18 protein-coding genes and 1 tRNA gene are annotated in these 21,049 nt (G+C 43.7%); 18 read left to right on the plus strand and 1 reads right to left on the minus strand.

Features of this window, described 5'->3' with window-relative positions; genetic code table 11:
• From ACKPQ4_RS03755 to ACKPQ4_RS03795, 9 genes are all read left to right on the plus strand, one after another.
• Nucleotides 1-640, plus strand: a 640-nt coding sequence (locus tag ACKPQ4_RS03755; RefSeq protein ID WP_407679873.1) for an FtsW/RodA/SpoVE family cell cycle protein, incomplete at its 5' end; no start/stop codon positions are given.
• Entirely contained in the window at nt 637-1,773 is a 1,137-nt protein-coding gene (locus ACKPQ4_RS03760) for a UDP-N-acetylglucosamine--N-acetylmuramyl-(pentapeptide) pyrophosphoryl-undecaprenol N-acetylglucosamine transferase (protein ID WP_407679874.1), read from the plus strand. The genes ACKPQ4_RS03755 and ACKPQ4_RS03760, both read left to right, overlap by 4 nt.
• Nucleotides 1,770-3,974, plus strand: coding sequence for a UDP-N-acetylmuramate dehydrogenase (murB, locus tag ACKPQ4_RS03765; RefSeq protein WP_407679875.1), 2,205 nt, complete (start codon nt 1,770-1,772; stop codon nt 3,972-3,974). The genes ACKPQ4_RS03760 and murB overlap by 4 nt, the downstream gene beginning before the upstream one ends.
• Before the next feature lie 18 nt (nt 3,975-3,992).
• On the plus strand, nt 3,993-4,940 hold the full coding sequence (locus tag ACKPQ4_RS03770; RefSeq protein WP_407679876.1) for a D-alanine--D-alanine ligase family protein: 948 nt from the start codon (nt 3,993-3,995) through the stop codon (nt 4,938-4,940).
• Between the two features lie 4 nt (nt 4,941-4,944).
• A complete protein-coding gene (locus tag ACKPQ4_RS03775; RefSeq protein ID WP_407679877.1) occupies nt 4,945-5,856 on the plus strand; it encodes a cell division protein FtsQ/DivIB in 912 nt (303 codons plus the stop codon).
• Between the two features lie 34 nt (nt 5,857-5,890).
• The gene (ftsA, locus tag ACKPQ4_RS03780) at nt 5,891-7,096 is read left to right on the plus strand and encodes a cell division protein FtsA (RefSeq protein ID WP_407679878.1); all 1,206 of its coding nucleotides are present in this window, start codon (nt 5,891-5,893) and stop codon (nt 7,094-7,096) included.
• Between the two features lie 57 nt (nt 7,097-7,153).
• Nucleotides 7,154-8,452, plus strand: coding sequence for a cell division protein FtsZ (locus ACKPQ4_RS03785; protein WP_407679879.1), 1,299 nt, complete (start codon nt 7,154-7,156; stop codon nt 8,450-8,452).
• A gap of 77 nt (nt 8,453-8,529) precedes the next feature.
• Complete coding sequence (locus ACKPQ4_RS03790) at nt 8,530-9,489, plus strand: hypothetical protein (RefSeq protein ID WP_407679880.1); 960 nt, start codon at nt 8,530-8,532, stop codon at nt 9,487-9,489.
• 21 nt (nt 9,490-9,510) lie between these two features.
• Nucleotides 9,511-12,720, plus strand: coding sequence for a cation:proton antiporter domain-containing protein (locus tag ACKPQ4_RS03795; protein WP_407679881.1), 3,210 nt, complete (start codon nt 9,511-9,513; stop codon nt 12,718-12,720).
• Nucleotides 12,721-12,748: 28 nt separating this feature from the next.
• Here the strand turns inward: ACKPQ4_RS03795 and ACKPQ4_RS03800 are convergent.
• Nucleotides 12,749-12,836: transfer RNA gene (locus ACKPQ4_RS03800), tRNA-Ser, on the minus strand.
• A 159-nt stretch (nt 12,837-12,995) separates the two neighbouring features.
• On the opposite strand from ACKPQ4_RS03800, the gene nuoB reads away from it, so the two are divergent.
• The 9 genes from nuoB to ACKPQ4_RS03845 form a co-directional block, all read left to right on the plus strand.
• Complete coding sequence (gene nuoB, locus ACKPQ4_RS03805; RefSeq protein WP_407679882.1) at nt 12,996-13,520, plus strand: NADH-quinone oxidoreductase subunit NuoB; 525 nt, start codon at nt 12,996-12,998, stop codon at nt 13,518-13,520.
• A complete protein-coding gene (locus ACKPQ4_RS03810) occupies nt 13,465-14,142 on the plus strand; it encodes an NADH-quinone oxidoreductase subunit C (protein WP_407679883.1) in 678 nt (225 codons plus the stop codon). The genes nuoB and ACKPQ4_RS03810 overlap by 56 nt, the downstream gene beginning before the upstream one ends.
• On the plus strand, nt 14,139-15,371 hold the full coding sequence (gene nuoD / locus ACKPQ4_RS03815; RefSeq protein WP_407679884.1) for an NADH dehydrogenase (quinone) subunit D: 1,233 nt from the start codon (nt 14,139-14,141) through the stop codon (nt 15,369-15,371). The genes ACKPQ4_RS03810 and nuoD overlap by 4 nt, the downstream gene beginning before the upstream one ends.
• Before the next feature lies 1 nt (nt 15,372).
• Complete coding sequence (locus ACKPQ4_RS03820) at nt 15,373-15,921, plus strand: NADH-quinone oxidoreductase subunit NuoE family protein (protein WP_407679885.1); 549 nt, start codon at nt 15,373-15,375, stop codon at nt 15,919-15,921.
• A 13-nt stretch (nt 15,922-15,934) separates the two neighbouring features.
• The gene (nuoF, locus tag ACKPQ4_RS03825; protein ID WP_407679886.1) at nt 15,935-17,293 is read left to right on the plus strand and encodes an NADH-quinone oxidoreductase subunit NuoF; all 1,359 of its coding nucleotides are present in this window, start codon (nt 15,935-15,937) and stop codon (nt 17,291-17,293) included.
• An 8-nt stretch (nt 17,294-17,301) separates the two neighbouring features.
• Nucleotides 17,302-18,999 (plus strand): molybdopterin-dependent oxidoreductase, encoded by a 1,698-nt coding sequence (locus ACKPQ4_RS03830; RefSeq protein WP_407679887.1) that lies wholly within the window; start codon nt 17,302-17,304, stop codon nt 18,997-18,999.
• Between the two features lie 59 nt (nt 19,000-19,058).
• On the plus strand, nt 19,059-20,132 hold the full coding sequence (locus ACKPQ4_RS03835; protein WP_407679888.1) for a complex I subunit 1/NuoH family protein: 1,074 nt from the start codon (nt 19,059-19,061) through the stop codon (nt 20,130-20,132).
• 7 nt (nt 20,133-20,139) lie between these two features.
• Nucleotides 20,140-20,685: a NuoI/complex I 23 kDa subunit family protein gene (locus ACKPQ4_RS03840; protein ID WP_407679889.1), complete on the plus strand. Its 546-nt coding sequence runs from the start codon at nt 20,140-20,142 to the stop codon at nt 20,683-20,685.
• A 46-nt stretch (nt 20,686-20,731) separates the two neighbouring features.
• Nucleotides 20,732-21,049 (plus strand): NADH-quinone oxidoreductase subunit J (locus ACKPQ4_RS03845; protein ID WP_407679890.1); only part of this gene is annotated, 318 nt, incomplete at its 3' end.

Here is a 21,049-nt window from a genome sequence, read left to right on the forward strand (position 1 = left end):
TTTCGGTACTTGTTTTTTGTGCGGAGCTGTGGGTGCGACATTACTTTTTCAAGCTGGGGTTGGTCTAAGGTGGCTCCTACCGGTGGCTGGCCTTGCGGTGGCAGCATTTTCTATTTTAGTATATTTTGATCCTGTCCGTATAAGGCGCGTTACCTCTTTCCTTGATGTTGAGGCTAATGCCAATGACAGTGCCTATCAATTATGGCAAGGAATGCTCGCTTTTGGTGTAGGAGGTATTGAAGGAGTTGGTTTGGGCATGGGGCGTCAACAAATGTATTTTTTACCCGAGGCTCATACTGATTTTATATTTCCAGTTATTGGAGAAGAGCTTGGTTTGCTCACCACTATATCGATCCTTCTAACTTTTTTATTATTGTTTTTCACTGTGGGTTTGAAATTAAGACAAGTTTCAAGGATGCATGAATACCTATTGGCAATGGGCGCCCTGCTTTTCGTGGTTTTGCAAGCAATCATTAACATTGGTGTGGTTACGGGTTGTCTTCCAACCAAGGGGATGTCCCTTCCTTTTATAAGCTATGGGGGGTCCAACCTTGTGGTAACTTTTATATTTGTTGGACTGGTTATCAATGTGATGAGAAAGAAGGACAATCCTTCACCTATTCAAGCAAGGGAATTATGAAGAACATAGTTATAGCTTGTGGAGGAACAGGAGGCCACCTTACACCTGGTATCGCACTCGCCCAAAGCTTAGAAGAGCTGGGTTGCCCAACCTGGCTATTTATCAGCCAAAAACAGGTGGACTCGCGCCTCGCTTCTAAGTATCCGGAATTGACCTTCATTGCTATGCCGGGTGCACCCTTTATTCGTACACCTTTGGGCTTGTTTAGATTCCTTAAGGGGTTCCTACTTTCTTTTATTCGTTCCCGAAGGTTCTTTCGTAAAGTGGATGCCGATGTACTTATTGGCTTTGGGGGGTTTTCATCCTTTGGACCTGCACTGGCAGCTCGTACGACAGGAATTCCTTTTCATATTCATGAGGCCAATAGGGTTGTGGGTAAAGCGGTGCGTTTTTTGGCTAATCGTGCCAACCGAGTTTATTTGCCCATTGGAATAAGTTTGCCCGGGGTTGCGACCGAAAAAATTTCTAATATTGGGTATCCGCTACGATCAGATTTTAGAAGGATTCCCATGGAGAGAGCGAGGAAGTGTCTTGGGATTTCGATGTCGGATAGATTATTGGTTGTTCTTGGAGGAAGCCAAGGGGCGGTTTCCTTAAATAATTGGGTGAAAAACAATTTAGAAGAATTAGCTAATGATGGGGTATCAGTTTATTGTCTTACTGGAATGAATGAACAGAGTTCCGGTGTTGTTCAATTAGAGGGTGTAGGGGGGGAGACAGTAACCAGTCGGTTTGTTGCTTTTAGTGATCAAATTCACATTTTAATGTCTTCTGCGAACCTCGTTATTTCCCGTGCAGGTGCCGGTTCAATTGCTGAAATTGTGCGTTGTCGGGTGCCTTCTATTCTCATCCCTTATCCTTATGCCGCGGACAACCATCAGCAAGCCAATGCCAATTTTTTGGAAGCCAAGGGTGGCGGAGTGGTTTGCCTGGAAGAAGGTATGAATAATAAGCTTCTATCGGAAGTGCGCGAAGTTATGTTCAACGAAGAATTTCGTGCGGTCTTACGTCGGAATTTATATTCGATTGATCAAGACGATGTCTCTCAAAGGTTAGCGAAGGATGTATTAAAGAGTTTGCGTATTAATAAGAGATCCGAACCAGGCACCGAACTCATGGAGCTAAGTTTGTGAGAAGACCTAAAAAAGTACTTTTGCTCGGTGCTGGCGGTATGGGCATGGCTCCATTAGCCCTTTATCTTCGGGGTGCAGGCGTACGGGTGGAAGCCTTTGATGATCGTTTCTCTGAGCCCATTCGTTCACACCTATTAAGTTTTGGCGTTAAGATTATCGATGAGCTAAACCCAATCAAAATTCCCGATTGTATTGTCCATTCGTCTGCAGTTTCAAAAAATGATTCTCGTCTTACCAAGTTCCAGAAGATGGGTATCCCTCTTTATCGAAGGGGTGATTTCCTTGCCGAATTATTTGCTAGAAAACGAATCATTGCGGTGGTTGGAAGTCATGGGAAATCCAGTGTGACGGGAAGGTTAGTCTGGGCACTTAAGAATTGTGGTTTTGAGACCTCCTACCTTGTCGGCGCACAGTTTAAAGATTTTCATCTGCCATCTGGGTTTTATTCAAACTCAAAATGGGTGGTGATGGAAGTGGATGAAAGTGATGGTTCGATTGATGGCTTTAAACCCTGGATGACGGTTGCTTTAAATTGTGACTGGGACCATGTAGACCTTTACAAAGAAAAAAGTTCCTTTGCTGAAACTCTCAAAAGTTTACTTTTAAGGACTAAGAGGACGGTTGTTTTTGCTGATACAAATCCGCTGGATGGAATGACCCGTGAATTAAAGGGTAAACAACTTTATCCATTCAAACATGCGGAAGAAGCCGCAAATTTTCTTGATGCTAATGAACGAGCCGTTCGTCAGACAGCTAAAGCCTTGGGGGTTGATATTACCAACCTGAAATTCTCAGAATTCCCGGGTATGGAGAGGCGTCAAAGCACACTTTTTGAATCCAGTCAGCGGGTCGTCATTGAGGACTACGCTCATCACCCTACAGAAATTGCCAGTTTATTAAGGATGAGGGGGCAGCTTTTCCCCGATCATAAATTGAAAGTAGTTTTTCAACCTCATCGATATTCCCGTACCAAAGCATTGGCACCATCTTTTGCAGATGAGCTGTCCCATGCCGATGAACTACATTTGTTACAAACTTATGCTGCATTTGAACCCTATGATCGGTCAGGAACTGTTGAGTCTTTAAATGGATACCTTCCACCTAGGCTTCGAGAAACGGCAAAAGTATACACCCATTTTCGGGATCTTAGGCTTGCACTTGGAGAACCATCAGAATTGGCGAAGGACCAAGTACTTTTTGTCGGTGCCGGAGATTTATGGAAGTGGGCTCACGCTTTTTCTGCCTGGCAAACCGCTGGAGCAGTCAAGCAGGACGCGTTTGGTTATTTTTTAAAAGGGCGGATCTCTGAGCAAACTAAACTAGTTGAAAATGCTCCCCTCGGTGCCATGACAACCATGGGTGTTGGCGGAGGTGCGAAGTGGTATTGCGAACCGGCTAATACAGAGGATTTAACCACCCTGCTGGAGGCATGTGATTTTTTTGAATTACCCAGGTCGATGCTTGGTCGAGGTTCCAATCTAATTGTCCCAGATCAGGGATTTGGGGGCTTGGTAATTAGGTTGCGTGGAGACTATTGGAAGACCATTGATTTAAGAAGCGAAGATACCCTCATTGTTGGTGCCGGTGCCAGGTTGAAGGAAATATGCAAATTCGCCTGCCTTAAAAATTTGAAGGGATTTGAATTTCTCGAAGGTATCCCAGGAACCTTGGGTGGTGCCCTTCGAATGAATGCAGGAGCGATGGGGTGGGAAATTTTTGATATGGTGGAGTGGGTGAAGTTTCTGATGCCGGATGGACAAGTAAGTCAAATTGCAGGCGATGAGCTTGAAGTTGGTTACAGGTACTGTCGGGAAGCCTATGAAGGCATTGCCTTGCGTGCGAAACTTCGAGCTAAGGGAAAAGCCCAACACTCGGAGATTCGCAATATTATCGATCAATTATCTAAGAAACGCAGAAAAAATCAACCTCAGCAGGCAAGTTCAGGCTGTGTTTTTCGTAATCCTGAAAACCATCCAGCGGGCTGGCTCATTGATCAGGCAGGATTAAAGGGCGAGAAAGTAGGTGGCGCTGGAGTATCAGAAATTCATGGGAATTTTATCGTTAATCATGGGGGGGCGACCTCTGACCATGTCATTGAATTAATCCAGCGCGTAAAAAAGAGAGTGAAGGAGAGCCAGGGTGTTATTTTGGAACCCGAAGTCAACCTGCTGGGCGAGTCTTGGAACCAATATTTATCCTGATTAAAAATTGTATATCCTATGAATTTAGAACCTAATATTGTTATCCTGTCTGGTGGTACCGGGCCTGAGCGAAATGTATCCCTTGCATCTGGCAAAGCACTGGCTGCATCCTTGTCCACGAGTTACAAGACGAAGCTTGTAGACATTAATAAAAATGCTCTTCCATCCGAATTGAACCCGTTAACCGATTTGGTTTTTCCCGTTATTCACGGTGAGTTTGGAGAAGACGGCCAGTTGCAATCACTCATGGATTCGGCTGGTTTAGAGTATTGTGGAAGTGCCACGCAATCGAGCCGTTTATGTATTAATAAAATAGCTACCAAAAAATGTGTCTCTGATGTGGGGGTACGCGTTCCCAAAAGTTTTCATTTTAATGACCCTGCTCAATGTAATGCGGATGAGTTAATAGATAAACTTGGAGAAAATTTAGTAATCAAGCCTGTTGCTCAAGGTAGCAGTGTTTCCCTTTTCTTAATTTCGGGTTTGTGCGAATTGGAAAAACAGCTGGATGAACTAAGCCCAGGAGATTGGATGGTTGAGTCACGAGTTTATGGTCGTGAAGTAACCATTGGTGTTTTGGAAAATCATCCACTTGGTGTGGTTGAAGTGATTCCCACGGGAGGGGTATATGATTACGAAAGAAAATATACATCGGGAGCCACAGAATATCGTTTTCCTGCAGTCCTTGATCAAGAAATTGAAAATGAAATCAAAAGTTTTGCCATCAGTTCCTTTGAAGCTTGCGGGTGTAGAGATTTTGCTAGAATCGATTTTATAATTTGCGAAGACGGGAATGCCCATTTTTTGGAAATCAATACACTGCCGGGTCTGACTCCTACGAGTTTACTCCCCAAAAGTGCTAGTTCGTCAGGATATAATTTCGATCAATTAACGCGTAAATTAATAAGTTCTGGACTGGAGAGGTTTTTTAATTCGTCTTCCAGGGTCAATAACCACGCAGCCTAATCCCATGAGTAAAGCCAAAAAGAATGATCTCGTAATGCCTGCAACTTGGAGGAACCTGAAGCCTAAGTTTTCACGAAAGTCAAGTTCTCGAGTTGTGGGAAGAAAAAGATTGGCCGTGGCTGCTCGGTTCATCTTTGGTGCAGCTATTATAATCTTCTTATTCTCGTTTTTGTATCTACAAATAGATAAAGACGCCCGGACCGATGTTGGTAAAAAAGATTATATTGGTCCATCTTTGCCGATAAACCAAATAGTTTTTCGTTCTTCTGGTCCCCTTAATCATGAATGGTTTCTTAACTGGTTGGGTCCCTTAAGGGGAAGTTCATTGGTTGAAGTGGATTTGGAAAAACTTCATGAAAATTTGTTGAAAGAAGAACAAATTTCATCTGCACGAATTAGCAGAAGTTTTCCATCCACCTTGGTTGTCGAAATAAAAGAACGGGTTCCTATGCTAGTTTTAAGGCTCAGCGACAAAAAAAAGGGCTACCTCGATTGGCTTGTCTCATCTGACGGCTCTCTTTACCGGGGGGAGGGTTACAGCAAGGGAATGCTTAGGTTAATTCCCTCTTTACATATTCCTGCTTCCCTTATCGAAAAGACCCCTGATGGAAAAGGTTTTAAAAAACTGAAAGGTATTCCAGTTGTTGCACCGCTTTTGGAGTTGGCGAGGAGAGACTATCCAGAACTATATCGAGACTGGTCAGTCGTTTCCTATAATCGCCCTTACGATAACGACCCCGGTGCCAGTATTACCATCAAATCCAATCGAATTAATAGAATCCGCTTTAACCCATCCAATTATGCGAACCAATTAAAAAGGCTGCGCTATTTGCTGGATGAACCAAATTTTTCTCAGGCTTCTTCAATTCATTCAATTGATCTGTCACATGGCCGTTCTGTTTTTGCCAAAATCTAGAGGTGTCCGCATTTAATTTTAACCTGTACATACTATGAGTAAAATAATTGGTGCCGTGGAAATTGGAACTTCTTGTGCTAAAGCATTAGTGGGGGAAGTGACCGAGGGGAAATCTCTTAATATTGTGGGCAAATCTGTTCGGAAAAACGAAGGTATGCGCAAGGGTGAGATTGTAGATTTTAGAAAAGTCGCTTCAAGCGTTCACGCGGCTTTGGAAGAGGCGGAGAAAATGTCAGGAACAACCGTTGACTCTGTATACCTAGCCCAAACTGGTGCACATATAAAAGGTTCTTTTTTAAGGGGAAGTGCAAATGTTGCGTCGCCCGATGGTCGGGTGTCAGTTGATGATTTACAAACCGCTGCCAATGAAGCAAAGCGCAAACAACCTGCATCCGGGAGATCTTATGTCCATCATGTTAGAATGCCTATTCAATTGGATGGCCGTTCCGTGGAAGACCCTGTCGGTATGATCGGGAAAAAAGTAGAACTTATTTATTGGTCGATTGAGGGAGATGAATCAGCAATTAGAATGAACCTCGACCTTGCACACAATTATGGATTGGAAGTGGCTGATCTTATTTTATCCTCGATTGCATCTTCGACTATGGTTGCAGGACCTGACCTGAGGAGGGCGGGCGTTCTAGTTATTGATTTGGGAGCCGGTGTTACGGATCTTGCCCTTTATCGTAATGGAAATGTTGCATACACTGGAGTGATTCCGGTGGGGGGCGATCATCTTACAGGGGATTTGTCAATGGGGCTGAGGGTATTAGAGCCTTACGCAGAGGAACTTAAACTTGAATACGGAAAGGCCCAGTCGGATCCTTCTGATGCAGACCAACAACTATGGATAATTGGAAACAAAACGATTGGTGACCGTAAAGTGCCACGTAAAACAATGACCGATATTATACATGTTCGTGTCGTTGAACTGTTTGAAATTATCAGTAAAGAGCTAGGCGACTTGCTTGATACTTCTGAATTGGGTGCTGGCGTTTTGCTAACGGGTGGAGCTTCGCGATTGCCGGGTATCGAGCAATTGGCCTCTAAGGTTCTGGGCGTGCCGGTGACTAAAGCCAATTTTCCATCCGGGTTGGGCAATGAACTTGCCCAACCTGAAAACTCCACCGTTCTAGGACTCCTACATTATGGTCTGGAGGATCACGGATTACCAGGAGAGCAGCATAAACCAACCAATTCTGGATTTATTAAAAAGCTTGGTGGGCTCATCGGTATCTAAAAACCATTTGAAAGTCCATTTAGTGCGTTAATTTAGAAACACCCCAGTCAATATAATATGAACACGAATCAAGAAACATTCTTTGAAACAAATGATGATTCCAGCTTAAATAATAATTCCTTTGGAATTAGGGCAAAGGTCATTGGCGTTGGTGGGGCAGGTATATCGTTAGTCGATGGTTTGCGCTTCGATAATTTTGACTTTGTAGATAATTTGATCATTGATGTTGATATTAAGGCAGTGGCCGATTCTCTTGCCTCTCAAAAACTCACATTTGGTAGAAGGCACACACGTGGAATGGGTACAGGGGGAGATGTCAACCTAGGTAAAAGGTTGGCAGAAGAAGAAAAAGACAAAATTCGGAAAGAGTTGGAAGGAGTTGATTTAATTTTCCTTCTTGCTGGTCTGGGAGGTGGAGTAGGAGGAGGCGCGGCTCCGGTTGTTGCGAGGTTAGCCCGTGAACATGGAGCGTTAGTTTTCGCTTTTACTCCTTTGCCATTTAGTTGGGAAAAGACGCGACATGCCCAGGCAGAGGAGTGCTTGTCTGAACTACGAAAGCATGCAAATGCGGTGATTCCCTTACCTAATGATTCACTTTTACAAATGGGAGGTGAAGACTCCACCGCCTTGGAATGTTTTGCTGAAGCAGGGCGAAATGTCAGCAGGGGCATAGCTGCCATCTGCAACATAGTATATAAAAAGGGGATGATTGATGTTGATTTTTCCTACCTGCGTAAAGTTTTTTCAGGCCGAGGTGGACGGACGCTTTTTGGCTATGGAAAGGGGAGTGGGACAGAAGGTTTGCGCGAAGCCTTAAGAGATTTACTCGTTTGTCCGATGTTACATATGCCTGATGTATCAAAGGCTGCAGATATTTTGCTTATTTTTATACAGGGTGGAACCTCTTTAAGTATGTCCGGTTTACAATCCGTATCCAAAGAGATCAGGGATTCATTTAAGGCCGGAGAAGATGTTGTTTTTGGGGCACATGTTGATGAGAATCTTGGAGAGGAGGTCAAAATCACCATTTTGGGAGTCACCTCGTTAGATCCCTTGGTTCCCACTGCCGATGTTGCTCCGGTCGCTCAACAAGTATTGGAGCTGGGTAAGAATCCTAAACAGTCTCATCGTTCTAAATTAGAAATTACAAATACTAGTCCGGAAAAAACTTCCTCCATGGCGACTCGGAAGAAGAGAGGAAGGAAAAGTGATAATAAAGAACAAAACACTTTTTTCTTTATGGAAGCAGAGAACCAAAGAGGTATATTTGACGACCTTCCCAGTAGGAATATGTATGAGGGTGAAGACTTGGATGTACCATCATATTTACGGCGAGGAGTAAAGATCGTAATCTAAAGAATTGCCACAGATTACGAAGGTCTTAAAATTTTGATTGTTTGACCTGCCTGATAAATTATCTTTGAACAATGAGGATGAAGATTTGCCTTATTGCTTGTTCGATTTTTCTGATTGGAGGAAGTTCCGTCCTGGGTAAGGTTTCTCACCTCCTAGTTGCAAGTCTGGGAGATGGGGTTTCTTTATCCGATAAATCCGGAAAAACGAAGGCCGTCAACCAAGCCACTTTTTTACCATTTAATACTAAGTTGTCTGTTCGACCTAAAAGTGGAATTGAGACACTTGCTGCTGGTTATCAGTTTAGGTTCGGTTCATCCACGGCTTTTGTTTGTGAAGAGCAAAGCATTGAATTATTTAGTGGCTCAATATTTGTACGATCTCGTAAAATTACAAATGCTCTAAATCTTAAAGGCCCTGAGGCCTCAATTCGTTTGTCCGGTGCAGGTTCTTGCTTGATTAATTTAGAACCCAATGGTGGTTTTAAGTGCGTTGGTGTACTTGGAAAGATTATTTTGAGCCTCAATGGAAAAAGTTCGGCTTCTATTCTTCCTGGAGAGATTGTTTTTACCAATTTAACAGAAAATGTATTTAGCGATAAATTAGTTGTGGATCTCCATAATTTATTTGAGACATCATTTCTTATCTCTGGTTTTTCGAATAGTCAGAGTTTTTTAGATTCGTTGAAAAGTGTTTCTGAATCTCAAAAACTCTTCATTGGTAAAACCTTTGATGCGACTGTGGGTAGTGCTAAAAAACCTGAAGTTTTTGAAATTAACAACGAGACTCAACCATCAAATGCCTTAGCCCAGTTTTCAAACGATACTTCGAATCTTTCATACAAGAAAAAGGGCTACGAAGTAACAGACTCGCTTCCCCTGCAAGAACTTCTTGGTCGAAAGCCAAAGAGATTGTCCGTTTACTCGGATGAATTTCCCTCTACAACCATTCCAACACCAGATAAGATAAATTCAGAAAAATCCTCTGTTGTAGATCCGACGACCAGGCCATTTCCTAGTCGTCTGCTACGAGGTAATTAATTTTCTAAACTACTCATAATTATGACTTCATTAAGTTTTACACATGTTTTGGCCTCCTCTGGTGACAGCGGTTATCTGTACGGATTATTTTTCTTAATTGTTGCGTTGATTATCGGTGCAGCCACTAGGCATTTCCTGCAACGAATTCCTCTTCCTTTTACGGTTCTTTTATTACTCATCGGTTTGGCCATGGGTGGACTGAATCGGGCCTACGGACCGCATGGCGGAAGTTCTCATGGAGATGGTCATGGTATTGAGCAAGCCTCAGGTTTATGGGCCAAGTTCGTGGATACCCTTAGTGGAGCTATATCTTGGGGCGGAAACTTGGATGGACATCTCATTTTGTATGTTTTCCTGCCCATTCTCATATTTGAGGCTGGGTTTGCTTTGGATGTTCACACCTTTAAAAAATCTTTCGTCAATGCCTTTTATATGGCAGGACCAGGTATTGTGACAGCTACTGTTATGACCGGGCTTGCTTTTATGGGATTGGTTTCGGCCTTTGGAGGGCCAGGAGGAGTCCTAGAAGACTGGAATGTGGATAACGGGGCCTTTCTGGTCCTAGCCTCTATGTTGTTCGGGGCCGTGGTTAGTGCCACGGATCCTGTTGCAGTGGTTGCTCTGCTCAAGGACTTGGGTGCTAGTAAGAAATTGGGAACTTTAATCGAGGGTGAATCTTTGCTTAATGACGGAACCGCAATTGTAGCCTTTGTCCTTTTGATCGGAGTGGTTACGGGTGCTGAGCAATTCCTCGGTGCAGGCAGTTTTATTGGAAGTGCTGCAATCGGCTTTGGTAAAATCGGAGCAGCGGGTGGATTAGTTGGAGTATTTCTGGGATTAATTGCCATTTTATGGGTGAGGAAAGTTTTTAACGATCCGTTGATTGAAATAACCGTAGTTTTAGTAGCTTCTTATGCAGTTTTCTTTGTTTGTGAACATTTTTTCCATGTCTCAGGAGTTCTTGGCCTAGTCGCATTGGGTATCGTTATGGCTGGAGTGGGAAGGACAAGAATTAGTCCAGAGGTCGAGCATTTTATGCACGAGTTTTGGGAATTCACTGCCTTTGCGGCAAATGTAATCATCTTCATCGTTGTTGGGGTGGTAATTGCCCAAAAAGCAGAACCTACGGGAATGGATTTCCTCATTTTATTCTTAATTTATATAATCATTCATGTCGTTCGGGCGATCAACATGGGTATGTTTTATCCGTTTATGAAAAAAGCGGGTTATGGACTTCCTGGAAAAGATGCGATTGTGGTTTGGTGGGGTGCTTTGCGTGGTGCAATTGGCTTGGCTTTAGCTTTGGTGGTTTATTCAGAAAGCCTGAGGTATGAATTTCAAATAACTGAGGGGGGAAGCGGATATTCTGCAAAAACAACTTCTGTTTTCGTGGTTGATTCTGATGAGGCTCGTTCGTATGCAGGAACCAACCCAGACTTGAATTTATACGGAATGGCGGCGAATTCTTTTGCCAAGGCTGAGGTTTCCAATGGTCGCATTATGGGAATTTCTCAATCCAGTGAATTATCAGAGGAAATTCTCGGAAAGAAAGATTCTAAGATTGTTTCCCAAATTCGAGAAGATTTATCAAGCGGAGCCAAAAAGGTTCTTATTTTTGGCGAAGGAAATGGAGCGATCGCAAGTGCGTCTTTGGTTGGAATTTCGTCACGTGTACGCGATCAATTCCTATTCCTTATATCTGGTATCGTTTTGCTTACTCTTTTGGTCAATGCCACGACTATCAAAGCATTGGTAAATAAACTTGGACTGACAGAATTGCCCGCAGTAAAAAAATTAATGTTTTCCAACGCCACGGGCAACATATCGAATGTCTGTGAGCAAGAAATGGACCTTCTTAAAGATGATCGCTTTTTAAGCGGTGCAAATTGGGGCTTGGTCAGGAACTATTTGCCCGATCCCGTAAGTTATCCGTTAACTGCCGATGAACTAGCAAGCATGGATACATTGGCCGAGGCTCGTAGGCGACTTTTGGAGAAAGAGAGAAGCAGTTACTGGGCGCAGTTCAGGTCAGGATTACTTTCCGCAACTGCAGTTGCTCAGTTGGATAACAATTTAAGTGAGTTTCTTGATTTTCAAGGCAAGGTCCCCATGACCGAACGTACTTACCTAGATGATATCTGTACAGTTAGTAAGCTAAGCGAGGCATTAAAGGATATTCCCTTATTGAAGAGGTACTTTTCTGACAGGATAACGATAGGTTATGATGCGGCTAAGGCTTTTGTAATTGCCCAGCAGGCGATGGCCAAAATGGTTGATTCTATGGTTCGCGAGTTAGATGACAGTGGAGATTTGGAGAAACAGCAAAAAACAGCCCGTCAACTTAAGGATGAGATACGCCAAAATCGTTTACGCGGATTGAAGTATATTCGCAATATGCATGAGAATTATCCGGAAGTAACCGTGGGTATAGAGACTAAAGATGCCATCCGTTCCGTGCTTAATCATGAACGCTCTTCTATTAAGAAAATGCGTGTCGATGGGATGCTTGAAGCCGATGAAGCAGATAGAATGATTACAGCTGTGGAGGAGAGGATGAAAGATGTAATGGAGAGGCCTCTAGAACTTAGGCTACCAAAGCCCGATGAGGTCCTTCAGGAAGTCACTTGGCTTAAGGGTATGAGTGATGGAGTCATTTCAAAAATATTAGATGCTTCCGAAACCAAGGTTTATAACTCAGGCGATTCTTTAATGAAGCAAGGAGACTCTGGAGATGGTTTGATCGTGATAACGCGAGGAAGTGTCAAGGTGTCCATTGGGGATGTCGTGGTCGACATCATGGGTAGAGGTGCGGTTATTGGAGAAATGGCCGTCTTGGCCGGAGTTCCCAGAACTGCTACCGTGATTGCTGATTCTACGGTTAATGCTCTATGGTTAAATACTGAATCGATGCAAGCAATCATGGCTGATTCTCCGGAACTGTCGGGAAGCCTTTGGAAAACTGCTGCAATGCGTTTTGCGGAAAACCTTTTGGGAGCTAAAGAACCCTACAATGGCTGGAGTCAGATTCAAATGCGCAGGTGGTTAAATGAAGGTGAAGTAATCGCCCCAGTAGATGGCGAGTCAACTAATTTGTACGGCAAGGTTGCTGTCTTAATTTCTGGCCAAGCAGTCGCTCCATCTTCTACCGATCCAATCGTTGCACCGGCTACTTTAGATATGGCTGAGGCAAGTTTTGGTAACAATGCCAAGGTTTTCGTTCGGGAAGCTTAAAAACTCTTTCGTTATCTAATTTAAGGAATGGCGGAGAGGGCGGGATTCGAACCCGCGGTACCTTGCGGTACACAGCATTTCCAATGCTGCACAATCGGCCACTCTGTCACCTCTCCTTGTAACTAAAACGAAGCAATTTGATATGAAGGAGTATGAACTCCCCGTCAATGTTCAAAAGAACCTATCTTACTCATATTGATTAGAAAACTTATAGATTTTAAAGGGGATTATTTTTGAGGTTTGCTTGTTTCGCTAAATCATCTAGAAAAAGCTTAATGATTTCCAACGAGGTCGGTTATAACAGCAAAGTAGAGGGCGAGGTTATTGTAACCCGTGCAGATTCAGTGATTAATTGGATCAGGAAGCACTCGGTTTGGCCCATGCCTATGGGGCTTGCTTGTTGTGCCATTGAGCTAATGGCATCCGCTGCTTCCCGATACGATATTTCGCGTTTTGGGATGGAGGTCATGCGTTTTTCTCCTCGCCAATCAGACTGTATGATCGTTGCCGGTACAGTCACCTATAAGATGGCCGAAGTGGTTCGTAGAATCTACGATCAAATGGGTGACCCTAAATGGGTTGTTGCCATGGGAGCTTGTGCCTCGACTGGTGGAATGTACCGTTCGTACGCGGTAATGCAAGGAGTTGATAACGTCGTACCTGTAGATGTCTATGTTAGTGGATGTCCACCTCGCCCGGAAGCACTTTTGGACGCGATGATGAAGTTGCAGGGAAAAATCGGGAATGAATCGTCAGTCAAGAATCTGTCGAAAAAACCCGAATCTACCGGAGTCTCCTGATCGAATGATTGACGATGATTTCGTCAAAGCCCTGCTTGAAGGGCGGGATTTTATTTCTGTTAAGCATAGAGACGATTGCCTAACCCTCGATTGTTTGCCCGATTCATTGATAGGTTTTTGTAAACACCTTCGTGATGATCAGACTTTTGATTTGCTTGTAGATTTAACTGCTGTGGATCATGGAGAAGAAGCAGATAGTCGTTTTCAGGTTGTGCTCCATCTTTATTCTTTGATTCACAAATCTTATGTTCGTTTGCATGTGGCTTGCCCAGACAACCAATCTCCCTCCATTCCATCGATTAGTTCTGTTTTTCCTGCGGCTAATTGGCACGAAAGAGAAACTTTTGACATGTTTGGTATCAAGTTTTCAGATCATCCCAATCTCAAACGAATTTTAATGTGGGATGATTATCCGTATTTTCCCCTTCGCAAAGAATTTCCCCTTGCTGGAATTGAAGTACCTTTGCCAGCAGCTGATGTTGCTGAAGTGACAGGAGCAGATGTGGACCCTGCCCCTATGATGGGTGGTCCATTTGTAGCTTCAGGTAACGGTCGTATGAGCGAAGCTGAACCTAGAGCTAAGGATGAAAGTTGGACCGAGGAGTCCGAGAAACCATTGTGAGTACAACTGTAAAAGAAGTTCAAATTGGCGATGTCGGCGCCCAAGCTGCTGCTCACGCGGACGGTGAGCGCATGTCCTTGAATGTAGGCCCATCTCATCCCACCACCCATGGTGTGCTTCGGTTGTTGATGGAATTAGATGGTGATCTTATCACCCGTTGTGAACCTGTTCTTGGTTATTTACATCGTGGAGATGAAAAAATTGCCGAGAATATGACTTACAACCAATTCGTACCTTACACGGATCGATTGGATTATTTGGCTCCTCTTGCGAACAATGTTGCCTACGCAATTACCGTAGAAAAATTAGCTGGTTTAAAATTGCCTGAACGCTGTGAGGCTATTCGGGTATTAGTCTGTGAAATGGCCAGGATTTCCAGCCATCTTTTAGGTATGGGTGTCTTTGGTATGGATGCCGGTGCTTGGACGCCGTTCATGTATACCTTTACCGAACGGGAAAAGCTTTACACTTTATTTGAGGAACTTACCGGTGCTCGTTTTACCACAAGTTATACCCGTATAGGAGGTGTTGCCAGGGACCTGCCTGAAGGTTGGATGTCCAAGGTTGAGAAGTTTGTTGATGAACTGCCAAAAGCCATTGACGAGGTTGAAAAACTTCTTACCAGAAACCGCATTTTTCTGGATCGTACGGAAGGGATAGGAACAATTTCGAAGGAAGATGCAATTGCTTACGGTTTGACCGGGCCGAATCTTAGAGCCAGTGGAGTAGATTTGGATTTGCGTAAGGATAAACCTTACAGCGGTTATGAAAAATACGAATTTGATGTGCCTATTGGAACCAAGGGGGATTGTTATGATCGTTATCTTATTCGTATTGAAGAGGTCAGGCAGAGCATACTTATTGTAAAACAAGTCATTGCTTCTATGCCCGGCGGTTTATGGTATGCTGAGGATGCCAAGAAAATTTTTGCACCGCCGAAGGAAAAAGTGATGACGAGTATGGAGGAATTGATCCAAAACTTTATGATTGTCACTGAGGGGCCACAAGTTCCTGCTGGAGAAACCTATTTTGAGGCAGAAAACCCTAAGGGTGCCCTTGGGTTTTATTTGGTTTCCAAGGGTGGGGGCGTACCGTACAGGCTTAAAATTAGGGCACCCAGCTTTTGCAATCTTAGCATTCTTGAAAAACTAGTTCCCGGGCATATGCTTAGCGACATTACTGTAATTCTTGGAAGCCTTGATTTTGTTATGGGGGAGTGTGATCGTTAAGATGGACAATTCAATCAATCTTTCTGACGACACTTTATCTAAAATTGACGAAGTGGTCCCTAAGTATCCGGAAAAAAGAAGTGCGGCTCTTATGGTTATTCATTTGGTCCAAGACGAGTTGGGTGCGGTTGATGATGCTTCCTGTGAGTGGATTGCTCGGCGACTCGAACTTCAACCAATTAATATCAAGGAGCTTATTACATTCTATCCCATGCTTCGGGAAAAGCCTTGGGGGCGCAAACATGTTAGGGTCTGCCGTACATTGCCTTGTGCACTCCGCGGATCCTATGGAACATGTAAGACTTTCGAGGAAAAATTGGGAATCAAAGAAGGGCATGTGAGTGAGGATGGAGAATATTCTCTTGAATTTATGGAATGCCTGGCAGATTGCGGGCAGGGACCGGTGGTTATTGTCGATGAAAAGACTTATGAAAATATCGATGGGAAATCTGCGGAAAAATTTGCTGACCTTCTTATCGACGGAAAACTCGATGAGTCCGAAGATTTTCACAGCTATGAGGATTCTCTGACCCAAGAAACGAAAAACTAATCGATTTAATTTTGTGAGCGTCTCTACCCCAAAAGAAAGAAGAATTATCCTCAAACATGCGGATGACCCTAATTATTCAAACCGTATCGGTTGTTATCTTCGCGAGGGAGGCTATGAAAATTTAAAAAAAGCCTTTTCGATGCAACCTGGAGAAGTCGGCGAGGAGGTTCTCAAGTCGGGAGTACGTGGTCGGGGGGGTGCTGGTTTTCCTGCAGGTATGAAATGGAAATTCCTTGATCGGAAATCTGGCAAACCAATTTACCTAATATGTAATGCGGATGAGTCAGAACCTGGCACATTTAAGGATCGGCAGATCATGTACAAAGATCCCCATCAGCTAATTGAAGGGATGATGATTACCGCTTTTGCCATAGGAGCTAAGCAGGCATTTATTTACATTAGAGCAGAATTCCATGAAGGTGCCCGTATTCTTGAGCGGGCAATTTCGGAAGCAAAGAAGGCAGGTTTTTGCGGTAATAATATTTTAGATTCTGAATATTCCTGCGACCTTGTGGTTCATCGAGGAGCGGGTGCTTACATTTGTGGAGAAGAAACTGGATTGATCGAATCATTGGAGGGAAAAAGGCCTAATCCACGCATCAAACCGCCTTATTTCCCTGCTGTTCTTGGGCTGTATCAATGCCCGACCATTGTAAACAATGTGGAGACCCTTTGTAATGTTCGACACATCATAGAATTGGGTGGAGAAGAATTTTCTAAAATTGGAAAGCCTAACAACACAGGTACACGAATCTGGTGTGTTTCTGGCCAAGTAATGAAGCCCGGATACTATGAATTTGAGTGTGGTTCCTTGACTCTTGGTCAGTTGATTTTTGATGTTTGTGGAGGACTGCGTCCGGGTCGTTCGCTAAAGGCGGTAATCCCAGGCGGTTCATCAGCCAAAGTTTTGCGAGCGGACGAAAGGTTTTCCGGTACTCTCAAAGACGGGACTGAATTTGATTGGGGATTGGAGGATATACCTCTGGATTTTGATGGGCCTATGGCTGCAGGAAGCATGTCAGGTTCGGGAGGGATTATTGTAATGGACGACACTGTCGATATCGTCGAAGCAATGGCCAATGTTAATGCCTTTTATGCTCACGAATCTTGTGGACAGTGCACCCCGTGTCGCGAGGGTTCTTTATGGATGCGCAAAATTTCACAACGGATGTGCTCTGGCGGTGCCCGCGAAGAAGATGCTGATTTACTTCTTTCAGTGGCTAAACAAATAGAGGGGCGTACCATTTGTGCATTTGGGGAAGCTGCTGCATGGCCGACCCAGAGTTTCGTCACGAAATTTAAGGAAGATTTTATTCGTAAGGCAACAGACTCCCCGAAGGAGCGAGACCCCAAATCTCTTCAGCTTATTTAACAAAACTGATGATTGCTCCTGATAATAAAGAGATGGTTAACATTACCTTAAATGGTATTGAGGTTGAAGTGCCTAATGGAATCAATGCGGTAGAAGCTGCCGCCTTACATGGCAAAGAAGTGCCTCATTATTGTTACCATCCCAAACTTAGTGTAGCTGGGAATTGTCGGATGTGCTTGGTTGAAATGGGTACACCGATGAGGGACCGCGCAAGTGGAGAACCAATCTTAGACGAAGATGGGACTCCCAGAATCGGTTGGGTACCTAAGCCAGTTATTGGTTGTGCCACAAATATAACCCCTGGCATGCACCTCAGAACTGAATCTGATTTGGTAAACGAGTGTAGGGAGGGAATTATGGAGTTTCTTCTCGTTAATCACCCACTGGATTGTCCTATTTGCGATCAGGCAGGAGAGTGCAGGTTACAGGAGTTTGCCACTGATTATGGACGAGGTTACAGTCGTTATGTTGAGCGAAAAAATGTTAAGCCTAAGCGAACTCGACTTGGGCCACGTGTAACATTGGATGATGAAAGGTGTATTCTGTGCTCCCGTTGTATTCGATTCTCCCAAGAAGTAGCTAAGGACGATGTACTTGGCTTTGTTGATCGGGGTAGTTTTTCAACCTTAACCTGCTTCCCAGGTAAGGAGTTAGCCAATAATTATTCTTTAAATACTGTCGATATTTGCCCGGTTGGTGCGTTAACCAGTACCGATTTTCGTTTTAAAATGCGCGTTTGGTTCCTTAAGGAATCGAAAAGTGTGTGTACTGAGAGCAGTGCCGGTTGCAATACCCTAGTATCGAGTAGGGAAGGAACGATTCAACGCATCACGCCTCGTCGAAATGATCAGGTGAATGATACTTGGATGACGGATAGTGGTCGTGAACTTTATAAAATAGTAAAAGCAGAAAGCAGGATTCGTCGGCCTTCTTTCCAAGGGAGTGATCTTCCATTAGATGATGCAATTTCTCAAGCGTTTGAGGCCTTGAAAAACAAAAAAATCGGGGTAGTTGCAAGTTGTCATTCCTCCCTGGAGGAACAGTTTCTTATCAAGCGATTAGTTGAGGAGACTGGTGCCAAGGTGTTTATTCGCGGACACTTTGGAGAGGACGATGGGATTTTACTTTCAGCGGATCGTACCCCCAACTTACGAGGAGCTTTGGTTGCAGGATTGACCAATCATTATCCTTCCGATCACCTGAACGATTTAAACGAATCTTTAGCCGACGGACACGTTGAAGCTTTATTAGTAATTGGAGAAGATTTGAAGGACTCTGGAGTCAATGAGGATAACCTGAGAAAAGTTCCGTTAGTATTTTTAGGAACACATCAAAACTCGACAAGTGATTGCGCTGAAGTAGTGCTTCCTGGGTTAACCGTGTTTGAAAAGTCCGGCAGTTTGATTAATCGCTCCTTTTTTCTTCAATCTTTCGAGCAGGCAATTCCATGTCCTGCTGGTTTAATGACTGATTTTAAAATCCTTGCTCGCTTAATTGATTTGTTTTCCGAGGATTCCATTGCACCTTCTGAGTTGGATCAAATTTGGGAAGCATTGAGCTCTTCCGGAAATTCTGTGCTTAAAGGGATTACTTTTTTGAAAATCAAAAAGGGTGCCATTCAACTGGATGAATCAAAGTGGGAGCATCTTTCCTTCGTTGAAAAAGAAGCCCTTCATTATCTGCCCACGGGAGTTATCGCATCATGATGGAGTGGATGCCCCAAGGTTTGTGGTTTGAGGTGTGCTTAAAGGTTTTTTTCGCGTTCATGATGGTTGGCGCTGTTATGACCATGGCTGGATATTCGGTGTTGGCCGAGCGTAAGGTTAGTGCATGGATGCAGGGGAGGGTGGGACCAAACCGAACGGTTCTACCTTTCGTCGAGTATATTCCAATTTTTGGACCACTTCTAAAAAAACTTGGAATGTTTCAACCTCTAGCGGATGGACTGAAGTTTCTTTTTAAGGAAGAAATCGTGCCAGGTCATGTTAACAAGTTTTATTATTATTTGGCTCCATTGATTGCTCTTGTGCCTGCTCTGACCACAATGACGGTTCTTCCTTTCGGGCAAATGTATTGGAACGATGGTACAGTATCCACTTTAGCTTTGGCAGACCTGGAGGTCGGTATACTTTTCGTTTTTGCTGTATCTTCACTTGGAGTTTATGGCATTGCTCTCGCGGGTTGGTCTTCCAATAGCAAATACTCATTCTTGGGCGGCATCAGGTCCTCTGCTCAGATGATTTCATATGAACTCGCCATGGGACTTTCTTTACTCCCTGTCTTTTTGTGGGTTTGTGCACCAGGTTCATCGGAGTCTGGGTTGAGTTTATCTGCAATCGCAAATTCTCAATCTGGAGGTGCATGGTTATTCTTGGTACAACCTCTTTCTGCTTTGATTTTCCTCATTGCTCTATTTGCCGAGACCAATCGTTTGCCTTTTGATATGCCTGAATCAGAAACAGATTTAGTTGGTGGATTTCATACGGAGTACGGGAGTTTTAAATTTGGAATTTTCTTTGTTGCAGAATACGCCCATATTGTAATTGGTTCGGCTATTTTTACTGTAATATTTCTCGGGGGTTGGCATTTCCTTCCCTTTATTGAAGACCCTTGGCCTGCTAACTGGATCGGTTCATTGCTTGGGGTGGGGTGGTTCTTGGCCAAGACCATCTTTTTGATCTTCTTTTTCATTTGGGTACGTTGGACCTTGCCCCGTTTTCGCTACGATCAGGTCATGCATCTTGGATGGAGCAAGTTGTTGCCATTAGCACTCGTCAATCTGATCGTTTACTTATTGATCGTCACTGTGATTGATCAAAATGCCGCCGCCAACCTTTGAATCAATTATGGCCAAAACAGTAGTATTGGAACGCAAACCACTTTCTTTTTCTGAGAGAACTTACCTCCCACAGATTGCTACCGGACTGAAGACCACCTTCAGTAATATGTTTAAGCCTAAGGTAACCTTACAATATCCTGAAGAAAAGCCAGTCATTCCAAACAACTATCGTGGGGTGCCTACATTAGTAAAAGATCCAAATGGTCGGGAGAAGTGCGTTTCATGTCAGCTTTGCGAGTTTGTATGTCCACCCAAAGCGATTCGCATAACTCCGGGCAGTGTACCCGAAGATCAAGATGATCGCGAACATGTGGAAAAAGCTCCCCAAGAATTCGAGATTAATATGTTACGCTGTATTTATTGTGGATACTGCCAGGAAGTTTGTCCCGAAGAGGCCATTTTTTTGCAGGATGAATATTCCTCATCCGGTTTTACCCGTGAAGAAATGATTAATAATAAAGAAAAACTTTATGAGTTGGGTGGCACCATACCTGACCGTCATTATAAATGGGATAAAAAGAAAGAGGCAGAAACAGATGGGAATACTCATTGAATTTTATAAATGAATCTTTTTCCCTACACACAAATTTTCTAGTTTTATGAACGCGGTTGACTTGTTATTTTGGTTATTTGCTGTCCTTTCTGTAGGAGGAGGACTGTCTATGGTTTTTTCCCGTCACCCAGTATCTGCGGCGATGTTTATGATCGTATCACTGGTCGGAGTGGCCGCCCTATTTGTATTATTAGAGTCCTTCTTCTTGGCAATTTTACAGGTTTTGGTCTATGCAGGTGCGGTCATGGTTTTGTTTCTTTTCATTATTATGCTACTTGATGTTGGTCCTGAGGCAGGTAAAGGAAAGTTAAGTCACTTCAAGACGGGTATTTTTGGTCTTTTGGCTACTGTTTTGCTCGTAGGT

Source organism: Candidatus Chordibacter forsetii, assembly GCF_964187505.1.
In the GTDB taxonomy this organism is placed as follows: domain Bacteria; phylum Verrucomicrobiota; class Verrucomicrobiia; order Opitutales; family Seribacteraceae; genus Chordibacter; species Chordibacter forsetii.